Annotated in this window: 13 protein-coding genes; 10 read left to right on the forward strand and 3 right to left on the reverse strand. The window is 59.8% G+C overall.

Features of this window, described 5'->3' with window-relative positions; all coding sequences use genetic code 11:
- Nucleotides 1-18: 18 nt before the first annotated feature.
- Nucleotides 19-474, reverse strand: a complete 456-nt coding sequence (locus QOM10_RS17475; RefSeq protein WP_003224136.1) for a (2Fe-2S)-binding protein — start codon at nucleotides 472-474, stop codon at nucleotides 19-21.
- A 266-nt stretch (nucleotides 475-740) separates the two neighbouring features.
- Between QOM10_RS17475 and QOM10_RS17480 the strand changes: the two genes are divergently transcribed.
- The gene (locus tag QOM10_RS17480; RefSeq protein WP_316916626.1) at nucleotides 741-1,571 is read left to right on the forward strand and encodes an alpha/beta hydrolase; all 831 of its coding nucleotides are present in this window, start codon (nucleotides 741-743) and stop codon (nucleotides 1,569-1,571) included.
- Nucleotides 1,572-1,682: 111 nt separating this feature from the next.
- Here the strand turns inward: QOM10_RS17480 and QOM10_RS17485 are convergent, their stop codons facing one another.
- Nucleotides 1,683-2,075, reverse strand: coding sequence for a GFA family protein (locus QOM10_RS17485; RefSeq protein WP_160040749.1), 393 nt, complete (start codon nucleotides 2,073-2,075; stop codon nucleotides 1,683-1,685).
- A 621-nt stretch (nucleotides 2,076-2,696) separates the two neighbouring features.
- On the opposite strand from QOM10_RS17485, the gene QOM10_RS17490 reads away from it, so the two are divergent.
- The 3 genes from QOM10_RS17490 to QOM10_RS17500 all read left to right on the forward strand — a co-directional run bounded on the left by QOM10_RS17490 (nucleotide 2,697) and on the right by QOM10_RS17500 (nucleotide 4,929).
- Nucleotides 2,697-3,062: a DUF6124 family protein gene (locus QOM10_RS17490; protein WP_316916627.1), complete on the forward strand. Its 366-nt coding sequence runs from the start codon at nucleotides 2,697-2,699 to the stop codon at nucleotides 3,060-3,062.
- A 156-nt stretch (nucleotides 3,063-3,218) separates the two neighbouring features.
- Nucleotides 3,219-4,130, forward strand: a complete 912-nt coding sequence (locus QOM10_RS17495; protein WP_316916628.1) for a carboxymuconolactone decarboxylase family protein — start codon at nucleotides 3,219-3,221, stop codon at nucleotides 4,128-4,130.
- A gap of 130 nt (nucleotides 4,131-4,260) precedes the next feature.
- Nucleotides 4,261-4,929: a class I SAM-dependent methyltransferase gene (locus tag QOM10_RS17500; protein WP_316916629.1), complete on the forward strand. Its 669-nt coding sequence runs from the start codon at nucleotides 4,261-4,263 to the stop codon at nucleotides 4,927-4,929.
- A 518-nt stretch (nucleotides 4,930-5,447) separates the two neighbouring features.
- Here the strand turns inward: QOM10_RS17500 and QOM10_RS17515 are convergent.
- A complete protein-coding gene (locus QOM10_RS17515; protein ID WP_150774706.1) occupies nucleotides 5,448-5,699 on the reverse strand; it encodes a transmembrane sensor/regulator PpyR in 252 nt (83 codons plus the stop codon).
- A 288-nt stretch (nucleotides 5,700-5,987) separates the two neighbouring features.
- Here QOM10_RS17515 and QOM10_RS17520 point away from each other — a divergent pair, with 288 nt between their 5' ends.
- From QOM10_RS17520 to QOM10_RS17545, 6 genes are all read left to right on the forward strand, one after another.
- On the forward strand, nucleotides 5,988-6,512 hold the full coding sequence (locus QOM10_RS17520; protein ID WP_316916630.1) for a sigma-70 family RNA polymerase sigma factor: 525 nt from the start codon (nucleotides 5,988-5,990) through the stop codon (nucleotides 6,510-6,512).
- Nucleotides 6,513-6,516: 4 nt separating this feature from the next.
- Complete coding sequence (locus tag QOM10_RS17525) at nucleotides 6,517-7,482, forward strand: FecR domain-containing protein (RefSeq protein ID WP_316916631.1); 966 nt, start codon at nucleotides 6,517-6,519, stop codon at nucleotides 7,480-7,482.
- Between the two features lie 130 nt (nucleotides 7,483-7,612).
- On the forward strand, nucleotides 7,613-9,988 hold the full coding sequence (locus QOM10_RS17530; protein ID WP_410479228.1) for a TonB-dependent siderophore receptor: 2,376 nt from the start codon (nucleotides 7,613-7,615) through the stop codon (nucleotides 9,986-9,988).
- 94 nt (nucleotides 9,989-10,082) lie between these two features.
- A complete protein-coding gene (locus QOM10_RS17535) occupies nucleotides 10,083-10,586 on the forward strand; it encodes a VOC family protein (protein ID WP_150774702.1) in 504 nt (167 codons plus the stop codon).
- 35 nt (nucleotides 10,587-10,621) lie between these two features.
- A complete protein-coding gene (locus tag QOM10_RS17540) occupies nucleotides 10,622-11,455 on the forward strand; it encodes an AraC family transcriptional regulator (RefSeq protein WP_316916633.1) in 834 nt (277 codons plus the stop codon).
- A 185-nt stretch (nucleotides 11,456-11,640) separates the two neighbouring features.
- Nucleotides 11,641-11,943 (forward strand): ArsR/SmtB family transcription factor, encoded by a 303-nt coding sequence (locus QOM10_RS17545; RefSeq protein ID WP_077572353.1) that lies wholly within the window; start codon nucleotides 11,641-11,643, stop codon nucleotides 11,941-11,943.
- The last annotated feature ends 31 nt before the right edge of the window (nucleotides 11,944-11,974 follow it).

Raw genomic sequence — 11,974 nt, forward strand, 5'->3', positions numbered from 1 at the left:
CATCTCCCACAGATTGAATCAGCCGATTTCCGACGCACGCTTAACCGCTGCGCGAATGCGGGGATAGGTGCCGCAACGGCAGATGTTGCCGGAGAGCGCCTGATCGATATCGCTGTCGGTGGGTTTGGGGATTTTCGCCAATAAGGCGGCGGCAGACATGATCTGTCCCGACTGGCAATAACCACACTGCACCACGTCGAGTTCGGCCCAGGCCTGCTGCACCGGGTGTGAGCCGTCGGTGGACAGACCTTCGATGGTGAGGATTTTCTGGCCGTGGGCCACCGCTGTTGCGGGGGTGATGCAGGCGCGCAACGGCGCCCCGTCAACGTGCACAGTGCACGCCCCGCACTGGGCCATGCCACAGCCGAATTTGGTGCCGGTCAGGTGCGCAACATCGCGCAGGACCCAGAGCAACGGCATGTCCGCGGGGACATCGAGCTCCTGATCCTTGCCATTGATATTCAAGGTCAACATCGGGGAAATTCCTCAGACTCACGGTGTTCTGAAGGGGCGTCGCTGTGGCCATCAATGCCTACGCGCGCCTCGGCTTATCCCTTTCAGCAAAGCCTAATTTGCGCGTGAAGCCAGACGTTGCGACCACCGGTCATGCAGATGTCGACTTTAATCCTACAGTTGATAACGGCTCGCACTGAGCCATCGCAGTGGAAAACTCGTCATGAGCGAAACCGGTCCGCGCTGACCGCGCGGGTTACCCATCAGATTGGTCTGGAGTTGCGAACATGGGATTTGTCACCACCAAAGACGGCGTCGAGATTTTCTACAAGGATTGGGGCCCGAAAGACGCGCCGGTGATCCACTTCCACCACGGCTGGCCGCTGAGTTCCGATGATTGGGATGCGCAGATGCTGTTCTTCCTCGGCAAAGGCTTCCGGGTGGTTGCCCATGATCGCCGTGGGCACGGGCGTTCGAGCCAGGTCTGGGATGGCCACGATATGGATCATTACGCCGACGATACGCTGGCGGTGGTCAATCATCTGGGCCTGAAGAATGTTGTCCACGTTGGCCACTCGACCGGTGGCGGTGAGGTGATCCATTACATCGCCCGGCATGGTCAGGCCAACGTCGCCAAGGGCGTGTTGATCAGTGCGGTACCACCGTTGATGGTGCAGACCGAGAGCAATCCTGGCGGGCTGCCGAAATCGGTATTCGATGATTTTCAGGCGCAACTGGCGGCGAATCGCGCGCAGTTTTATCGCGACATTCCGACCGGGCCGTTTTATGGCTACAACCGGCCAGGAGCCACGCCATCGGAAGGGATTATTGCCAACTGGTGGCGTCAGGGCATGATCGGCGGAGCGAAGGCGCACTACGACGGGATCGTCGCGTTCTCGCAGACAGACTTCACCGAGGACTTGAAAAAGGTCACGGTGCCTGTGCTGGTGATGCATGGTGAGGATGATCAGATTGTGCCGTATGCGAACTCGGGACCGCTGTCGGCGAAGCTTCTGCCGAACGGCACGCTGAAATCGTATCCGGGGTTCCCGCACGGGATGCCGACGACGCAGGCGGAGACGATCAACGCGGATCTGCTGGCCTTTATTCGCGGTTGAACAATGTAGGAGCTGCGGAACGCTGCGATCTTTTGATTTTGCGCCTTGAAAATCAACATCAAAAGATCGCAGCGTTCCGCAGCTCCTACACAGGCAGATTATGGGCTGCAATTAATCTTCGGTTCGGCCAGTGTTTTCGCGATCACGCTCGTAGTGGTGAGCCAGTGGGAGCGCCGGTAGCCAAGACTCGCGGCGAATAGTCCAGAGTTCATAGGTGGGCTTGAACTGATTAGGCTCATCGAGCGATCCGACGTTGACCTCTACTTCATCTTCGGAACGCGCGAACACCGGAGAGCCGCAGCGCGGGCAGAAAAAGCGCCCGTTGTAGTCGCGGGTTTCGCCGGTGACCTTCAACGCATTCTCGGGGAATATGGCCGAGGTGCCGAACAGCGCGCCGTGGCGTTTGCGGCAGTCGAGGCAGTGGCAGATACCGACGCGGTAGGGCTGACCTGTCACTTCGAAACGGACATCGCCGCATAGGCAACCGCCAGTCAATCGATTCATGTCGCACCTCCTCTTCAGAATTTGAAATTAGCGACAGCCCTCACCCTAACCCTCTCCCAGAGGTAGAGGGAACTGACCGCGCTGAATGTGCAAGTTGCACCGACTTGAGATACCGAGTCGAACTCAGGTTTTGAAAGGCCTGGAGATCTGCTCCCTTTCCCCCTCGCCCCCTTTGGGGGAGAGGGCTGGGGTGAGGGGGGAATCGCACTGACACACCGCAAAACCCAAAGCCCCCGCCATCCAGTATTTTCATCAATAAACACGAAGGCCGTGATCACGTTTAAAACACACAAACCGTTACGCCATCCTCCCTACAACACCTTGCGTCGTTACCTACGCGTACGCCAGAATCCGCCGGCTTACACGGCTATGGGCCGGGCTATATCGTTGGCCTGTCACTGCAAAACAGTGATCGGGTTTGGTAGCCCGTCTGTAATAGCCGTGTGACAACACCCAGTGCTGTGTCTTTGTGGAGGCTCAGTTCAATGGTAGTCATGCGTGGGGCTCACTCGTGAGCGCCGGGTTCCTATTGCAGCCGGTCTACCAACCCGCGTATGGCCACCACCCACTCGTTTGGTAGCGAGAGTGATGGCTCCTTAAACTGCGATAGGAGTTTCATCCATGTTCAAAATCACGCCAAATCCACCGCCCACCGATCCAATCCCTCACGACCCCGCGCTTAACCCGCAAAAGGTCAAAGAAGCCACCGACCGCGCCCTCGACTACTACCTGCGACCCGAAGCACTGGGTGTTCCACCAAGCTCGCCTCCATTTCGCCCGGTCTATCTGGTCGACCCCACGCTGGATGAAGAAACCCTGTTGGTCGAAGCCTGTGAGTCGCTTTCCTACGCCCACTCCATGGCCGGTAACATCGCCAACTCAATAGGCGGCCCGGAGCGCAAACCGCTGCTGGCGCTGCAACAGGTGATCATGCTCAACGAGCTGTTGGTCAACCGACTGCTGGACAAACTGCGCATCCCGCAGTAGTCAACAGACGGACTGAGTGAGGGTCACACCCTCACTTTCGCTTTGCCGCCTCCCGCAGATTGATGAGCAGAACTCATCAAGCCATCCCGATTTAACCGTCTAGTCCCCACCAGTCACCTCGCTTAGTCTTTCCCCCACGCCCAATGGGAGATCGACATGCACAAGCACACACTCGGCATCCGTTCACTCGAATTATCCGCCCTCGGCTTTGGCTGCATGGGCCTGAGCCATGGTTATGGCCCGACCACGGATACCCGGAGAATCGCAGAACCGCAGTGGACAGAGCCTTCCACGATGACCACTGACACACGCAGCAGCGCTGCCCTCCCCGCACTCATGGCCCTCTGCCTGAGCGTTGGCGCGATGTTCAGCCTTACCACCCAAGCAGCCGAGGCACCGCAATCCATGACCACCCCGCAAACCACCGCACAAGCCCTTTCGAGCAAACAACAGACGGTTCCACTGATTGCTGCGTTCATGGCGACCAGCGACATGCCCAACCTCAACGCGGCCCTCAACCAAGGACTGGACGCTGGCCTGACGGTCAGCGAAACCCGGGAAATTCTCGTGCAGCTCTACGCCTACGTCGGCTTCCCGCGCAGCCTCAATGCCTTGAATGAGCTGATGACAGTGGTGCAGGCGCGCAAACAACGCGGCATCGAAGATGCGCCGGGGCGTGAGCCGGGCCGGGCGATTCCAGTCGGGGACGAGCTGCTGGCCGCCGGCACCGCGAATCAAACGAAAATCTCGGGCGCTCCGGTCAAAGGTCCGGTGTTCGAGTTCGCCCCAGTCATCAACCGGTTCCTGCAAACCCACCTGTTCGGCGACATCTTCGAGCGCGACAACCTCGACTGGCAAAGCCGTGAACTGGCCACTGTTGGAGCGCTGGCAGCGACCCCGGGTGTGGAACCGCAACTGCGCGCGCATATGGCGGCGAGCTTGCGCGTGGGGCTCAGCGCGGCACAGTTGGCCGAGGTCACTGAGCAGTTGAAAAAACACGGGGATGCGCAGACTGCCGAACGTGCGAATGCAGCGCTCAAGGAGGTTTTGGCGGCTTCGAAAAAATGACCGGAAAATGGACCTGATATCGATGTCTTAAAGAAAATCGGCGTTCGGGGTTTTGGTGGATGCGCTGATCTACAAGCCCTAGCTTGCGATCAGCATCCATACTGTCTTTTTCAATCGCCGGGACACCGCCATGCCCTCCCCCGAATCCAGTCTTTTGCAGAGCTGGCACGACAACGCTGAGGCCTGGATCGACGTGATCCGCAGCGGCGCCATCGAAAGCCGTCAACAGGTTACCGATCAGGCGATTGTGCTGGCGATCATGGGCTGTCAGCCGCAGCGTGTGCTGGATCTGGGTTGCGGCGAAGGCTGGTTGTTGCGGGCGCTGGCGGATCGCGGGATTGATGCTGTCGGTGTGGATGGCGATGCGCGGCTGGTTGAAGCGGCGCGTCTGGCGGGGGCGGCGCGGGTGCATGTTGCGAGCTATGAAGCGCTTGTCGATGGCAAGATCGACATCGGGCGCGACTATGACCTGATCTGCGCGAATTTCTCATTGTTGCATCAGGACGTCATCCCGTTGCTGGCCGCGATGAACACCTTGCTTAGTCCTGACGGTGCTTTGGTCATCCAGACATTGCATCCGTGGGCCGTTGCCGCTGGGGATTACCAGGATGGCTGGCGCGAAGAATCCTTCGCCGGGTTCAAGGGCCAGTGGCAGCCGATGCCGTGGTATTTCCGCACGTTGTCGAGTTGGCTGAATGCGCTCGATATGGCCGGGTTCCAATTGGCCAGCCTGCAAGAGCCACAACACCCGCAAAGCCGAGTACCACAGTCATTGCTGATGATGGCTGAGCGCCGCTGAGCTTCCAGAATTTCCACCATCCATTGTAGGAGTGAGCCTGCTCGCGATAGCGGTATTTCAGGCAATACAAATGCAGACTGTTCCGACGCCTTCGCGGGCAGGCTCGCTCCCACAGGGTTTTGCGTTGACCACATATCCAGGGAACGCTGCGGCCCACTGTGGGAGCGAGCCTGCTCGCGATAGCGGTGTGTCAGGCAATACAGATTCAGACTGTGCCAACGCCTTCGCGAGCAGGCTCGCTCCCACAGGGTTTTGCGTTGACCACATATCCAGGGAACGCTGCGGCCCACTGTGGGAGCGAGCCTGCTCGCGATAGCGGTGTGTCAGGCAATACAGATTCAGACTGTGCCAACGTCTTCGCGAGCAGGCTCGCTCCCACAGGGTTTTGCGTTGACCACATATCCAGGGAACGCTGCTGCCCACTGTGGGAGCGAGCCTGCTCGCGAAAGCGGTGTGTCAGGCAACGTAGACTCCGACTGTGCTGACGCCTTCGCAAGCAGGCTCGCTCCCACAGGGATCTATGCGGTTTGCGGGATCATCCGCGGGCCACGGATGCGGTATTGCGCCAGCAGGCGCATGACGTAGCCGATCTTGATCAGGGTCGGGCCGAGGATGGTCAGCGAATGCATCGCCACCAGCAACGCAATCGGTATCTGGCCGTTGTAGAGGTAGGCGCCGTAGATGCCGGCCAGCAGCATGATCAGGCCGGCGACGAGGACTTTGCTCGACAGGTGCAGAACGTTCAGCGGGCTTTCGAAGAAAGTGAGCATGGTGGCGTACTCCTGATCGGTTCGTTGTGTACTTTGAGTACTTCAAGTCCCGTGCCAGATTTTCAAGCCAGAAGAATCAGTCACTTGAAGAGAGTCGAGTCAATTTGACACAAACGAAATGAAGTCAGTTTGACTCTGCACCTTGTCATTAGGACTACACCCAATAAAAAATCAGAAACCCTCCGCCTAAAAGCAAACCAATATCATTTGCGCACCCTCCGTCCTTTTGCTTTAATCGCGACCCATTCTTATTTAGACCGATAACGGTCGCCCTGGACGCTTGCGCTGATGACCGTCGCCAATGCCTCGCTCGTGCACAATCTCTACCTCAGCCACCATCGCTGGCTGCACGAGCTATTGCGTCGACGCCTGAGCAACGCGATGGATGCCGCCGACCTCGCCCACGACACCTTCATCCGCGTGCTCAAGCGTCCGCAAACCTTCAATGGCGAAGTTCATGAGCGCTCCCATCTGGCGACCATCGCCCGGGGGTTGTGCGTCGATCACTGGCGCCGTCGGCAACTCGAGCAGACCTGGCTCGACACCCTCGCCAACCGCCCACCAGCCTTGCAGCCCTCGCCCGAGCAACAGGCAATCATCGTCGAAACCCTGCACGAAGTGGACGCCATGCTCCAGCGCCTGCCGCAACGGGTCAGCGCGGCATTCATCCTCGCCCAACTGCACGGCATGCCTTACAAATTGATCGCCGCACAGATCGGCGTCAGCGAGCGGATGATCAAGAAGTATCTGGCGCAGGCGATGATGCATTGCACGATCCTCGAAGCTGAACTCGACGGGTTGCTGATTGAATAGCCCCGTGAACAAACTCAGCCATGCCAGCCTTGAGCAGGCCGCGAACTGGTACGTGCAATTGCACGACGAGCAGGTCGCCGAGCCTGAGCGTCTGCGTTGGCAGGCGTGGCTGGCGCAAAGCCCCGAGCATCAGGCGGCGTGGCGCTACGTAGAACGAGTTGGGCTACGTTTCGCGCCATTGCAGAACGAAAGCGAAGCCGTCAGCCACGCCCTGCGCAACAGTGCGCGCAGCTCGATCAGCCGCCGCCAATCGCTCAAAGGCTTGCTGATTCTCGCGGCCACCGGGCTCGCGGGTTGGGCGGTCGGACGCAACACGCCGCTGCTGGACTCGGTAGAACGCTTGAGCGCCGACCTCTCCACCGGCACTGGGGAAACCCGCGAAGCCACGCTGAGCGATGGCAGTCGCATCTGGCTCAACGCCTTGAGCGCCTTGAATGTGCGTTTCGATGCCCGCCAGCGTTTGCTGCAACTGCGCGCCGGCGAAGTGCTGATCGACACCGCGAAAGACCTTGGTCGCGCCTTTTGGGTCGAGACCGAACAGGGCCGGATGCGTGCGCTGGGTACGCGTTTCAGCGTGCGCCAGACGGATCGCAACACGCTGCTGAATGTCTACGAGGGTGCCGTTGAGGCCACTAACCACCAAGGCGAAAGCCAAGTCGTGCAGGCCGGTCAGCAACTGGTATTCAGCGCCGGCCGGTTGTACACCGCGTCCGCAGCGGATCCAGCGCGCGAAGCCTGGCGCCGGGGCGTGCTGCTGGCCGATAACCTGCCGCTGGGCGTACTGATCGAAGAACTCAGCCGTTATCGCCCGGGGCATCTGCATTGTGATCCGGCGGTGGCGGACTTGCCGGTAATGGGCTCGTTCCCGCTCAAGGACACCGATCAAGCCTTGCGTCTGCTGGAAGCGGCGCTGCCGATCCGCGTCGATAAAACCTTTGATTGGTGGGTCAGCGTCGGACCCACAGCCTGAGATTTTTTTCCATCACGGTTCCCTTTTTTCGGGTTCATTCGGTTAACCCTCAGCAGCCCTCATTTCGTTGATTGCCCCCGGAAATTCCATGTTGCGCGCCACCTTCGCCCGCTGTCGTTTTACTCTGGCCATGGCATCTGCCGTGCCGGGGTTGTGCGTGTCGATGGCGCTGGCAGATGTGCAGAGGCAGCATTACACAGTGGCTCCCGGCTCATTGGTCACAGTGCTCAACCATTTCGCCGAGCAGAGCGGCGTGTTTATCGCCGGGCACAATGATCTGGCGGCAGACAAACGCAGCGCCGGTCTGAGCGGTGATTACACCCCGCAACAGGCTTTGCACATCCTCCTCAATGGCAGCGGTCTGCAAGCGCAGCGGCAAAGCGGCGGCTACGTCCTGCGCAGCACAGCCTCTGCAGCCCCACTGCAACTGGACGCCACCACCATCAGCGGCAAAACCCTCGGCGCCATCACCGAGGACACTCACGCCTACACCACTGGCGTCAGCGCCTCCGCCACCGGTCTGCCGCTGTCCCTGCGCGAAACCCCGCAATCGGTCACGGTGATCACCCGCCAGCAACTTGACGATCAGGGCGCCAACGGCATCGCCGACGTCCTGCGCCGCGCACCGGGTATCAGCGTGCAGAACTACGACAGTGAGCGCTGGGAATTTTCCAGCCGTGGCACGCCGATCACCAATTTCCAGTATGACGGGGTCAACACCGACTACGACGGCGTCTACGATTACGGCACCACCAGCACCGACATGGCGACCTTCGACCGCGTCGAAATCATCAAGGGTGCCACGGGCCTGATGACCGGCTCGGGCGACCCGTCGGCCACGGTCAACCTGATCCGCAAACGCCCGACGCCCGCGTTCAAAGCCGCACTCAGCGGCAGCGTCGGTTCGTGGGACAGCTATCGCAGCGAATTTGACATTGCAGGCCCGCTGAACGACAACCTGCGCGCACGCTTCGTCGGCGTCCATCAGGAACGCAGCGCTTACGCCGATCACTACCAGAACAGCAAGGACATCGCCTACGCCGTCGTCGAAGCCGATCTAAACCCGGACACTCTGTTGACCGTTGGTTTCGATCAACAGAACACCCGCTCACGCGGTGCCACCTGGACCGGTTTCCCGATGTTCTACAGCGACGGTTCGCGGACGAATTTCTCGCGCTCGTTCAACCCGGCCACAGACTGGAGCCGCCGCGACTTTATCAACCAGACCTTGTTTGCCGCCGTCACCCGGCTATTGCAAAACGACTGGGCGTTGAAAATCAGCTACGACCGCAAACACCGCGAACACGACACCCTGCTCGGCTCCGCCAGTGGCGGCAATCCGGACCCGGTGAGCGGCGACGGCATGTTCCTCTACATGGGCCAATTCAAGGGCGACGAGGTGCAGGACAATCTTGATATCAACCTCGGCGGGCCGTTCAGCCTGTTCGGTCGCGAGCATCAGTTGCTGGTCGGTTTCATGTCGATGAACACGCGCCAGGACAACCCGGTTTACGGCTCGGTGTACCCGCCGCTCAACGGCAGTATTTTCGACTGGCATGGCGAGTTCGCCAAACCGGATATCCCGCAGATCGGCACGGACGCCATCCGCCAACGCCAGACCGGCGCATACCTCTCGACGCGCTTCAGGGGCAGCGACGATCTGGCGCTGATCCTCGGCGCACGCGTCAGTGATTTCAGGGGCAGCGACCATCTCGATTACAGCGACCCGAATACGGCCAATGTTCGCGACGGCTACCGCCAGACCGGGGTGGTCACACCGTATGCCGGTGTGGTCTACGACCTCGATGACACGTACTCGCTCTACACCAGCTACACGCGAATCTATCAACCGCAACTGAGCAAGGACGCCACGCGCCAGATACTCGACCCGGTGCAGGGCGACAGCTACGAAGCGGGGATAAAGGCCGAATATTTCGACGGCCGGCTCAACGCCAGTTTTGCCGTGTTTCGTATCGAGCAGGACAACGTCGCCGAACAGGTCAGCGGCTTCGACAATCAGGCGGTGTACCGCGCCGTGCAAGGTGCGACTACAAAGGGCTTCGAGTTCGAACTGGCCGGTGAAATCGCCGAAGGCTGGAACCTCTCCGCCGGCTACGCCTACAACCACACCCGCGATGCCAGGGGTGATCCGGTCTACGCCTCGATCCTGCAAACCACGGCGCCGGAGCAACTGGTGCGGCTGTTCAGCAGCTATCGCCTGCCCGGCGCCTGGCAAAACCTCACCCTGGGCGGCGGTGTCAGTTGGCAGAGTGAATTCTTCGGCAACGTCTTTCAGCCAGCAGTGGGCCAGAACGTACGCATCACTCAGGACAGCTATTACCTGGTCGACGCGATGGCGCGCTATCGCTTCAACGAGCACCTGAGCACTTCGCTCAACATCAAGAACCTCTTCGACAAGAGCTACTACACGGGCCTTGGCAATTTCGGCACCGGTTTCTACGGCGAACCGCGCAACCTGCAACTGACGGCGCGCTGGGATTACTGACGCGCCGCAACTTGTCGATCTACGGCACCGGCAATCGACCAGGGACTGACTACGCTGTTAATCCAGCGTGTCTAACCTGCCGAGGATGACTGCCATGCAACGCGTTCAAAAACTCACCCCTTGCCTGTGGTTCGACGATCAGGCCGAAGCCGCTGCGAAGTTCTACTGCTCGATCTTCGATCACTCGAAAATCACCGGCCTGACCCACTACAGCAAGGTCGGCCAGGAATTTCACGGCAAGCCGGAAGGTGCGGTGATGACCGTCAGTTTCGAGCTCGACGGTCAGACCTTCACCGGGCTCAACGGCGGGCCGATGTTCAAATTCAGCGAGGCGATCTCGTTTCAGGTCAACTGCCAGAATCAGGAAGAAGTCGACCATTTCTGGGGCAACCTGTCCGAGGGTGGCCCTGTCGAAGCCCAACAATGTGGTTGGCTCAAAGACAAGTTCGGCGTGTCGTGGCAGATCGTCCCGGTGGCCTTCATGCATATGATGCTGGATGCCGACACGAGCAAATCGCAACGTGCGATGCAGGCCATGTTCACAATGAAAAAACTCGACATTGCCGAACTCGAACGGGCCTTTGCCGGCCAGAGCTAATACACTGGCGCCCTGGCCTGCCGGGAATAACAACGATGAAACACGCTGCCGCCAAAAACCCTGAAAAAGCCCCGCGCTTCTGGCGCGACGCGGCGCTGCCATTCATTGAAGCGCGGGCCATCGCCGATGGTCGCGAGGTCTGCTATGCGCGGCATTCCCATGCGCACTTTTCCATTGGCGCAATCACCGCCGGGCGCAGCACGTATGTGCATGAACAGGCGCAGTTCGATGTCGCGGCGGGCACCGTGGTGCTGATGAATCCCGGTGATGTGCATGCGTGCAATCCGATCGATGACCAGCCTTGGTCGTATGTGATGCTGTATGTCGAGACGCCGTGGCTGACGGATCTGCAGCATCAGTTGGGGTTCAGTGCCGAGCTCGAGTTTCGGCGGTTTTCCGACACGCACTTGCAGGAGGCAGAATTGTTTCGCGACTTGATCGCGCTTTACGACGTACTGGTCGACGAGCAACAGGATGTCTTGCGCAAGCAAAGCGCGGCGGTGGAATTCTTCAGCGACCTGCAACTGCGCCTCAACCCTGCCGGACCGTCGTTGCGCGAGCCGAATTTCAAACTGGAACGCGCGGCTGACTTCATCCGCGAGCACTGCACCGAGCTGCTGAACCTCGACGATATCTGCGCCGCGGCACAGCTGTCACCGTCGTACCTGATCCGCGCCTTCAAACAGCATTACGGCATGACGCCCCACGCGTTTCTGGTCAACCAGCGCATCCAGTTCGCCCGCGAGCGTTTGCGCGGCGGCCAGTTGATTGCCGATGTGGCGCTTGAGGCAGGGTTTGCCGACCAGGCGCATTTTCAGCGGGCGTTCAAGCAGCACCTGGCGGCCACGCCCGGCCAATATCGCGGCTGACGGCTTGCCCCGATTGATCGTTCCCACGCTCCGCGTGGGAACGCAGCCCGGGACGCTCCGCGTCCCTTCCAGAGCCGAACGCAGAGCGTCCGATGAGGCATTCCCACGCGGAGCATGGGAACGATCAATCGCTGGCCAACAGATTCAGATATTGACATATCGGTAAATTCCGATATCGTCGCGGCATGGAACTACTCGAAATCTTCAAAGCCCTCTCGAACCGCACACGCCTGGAAATCCTCAAAGGCTTGAAGGATCCCGAGAAACACTTTCCTCCGCAGGATGAGGGTGACGTGCACACGGTGGGCGTTTGCGTCAGCAGTATTCAGGAAGGCGTCGGGCTGTCGCAGTCGACGGTGTCTGATTATCTGGCGACGCTGCAACGCGCCGGCCTGGTGGAAGTCAGGCGCATCGGCCAATGGACCTATTACAAACGCAACGAAGCAGCGATCAGTGCGCTGGCCGAGATCATCGGCAGCGAGCTGTAATTTTTCACCCCAAGATATCGAGATTTCCCGA

Source organism: Pseudomonas sp. P108 (genome assembly GCF_032613195.1).
Taxonomy (GTDB): domain Bacteria; phylum Pseudomonadota; class Gammaproteobacteria; order Pseudomonadales; family Pseudomonadaceae; genus Aquipseudomonas.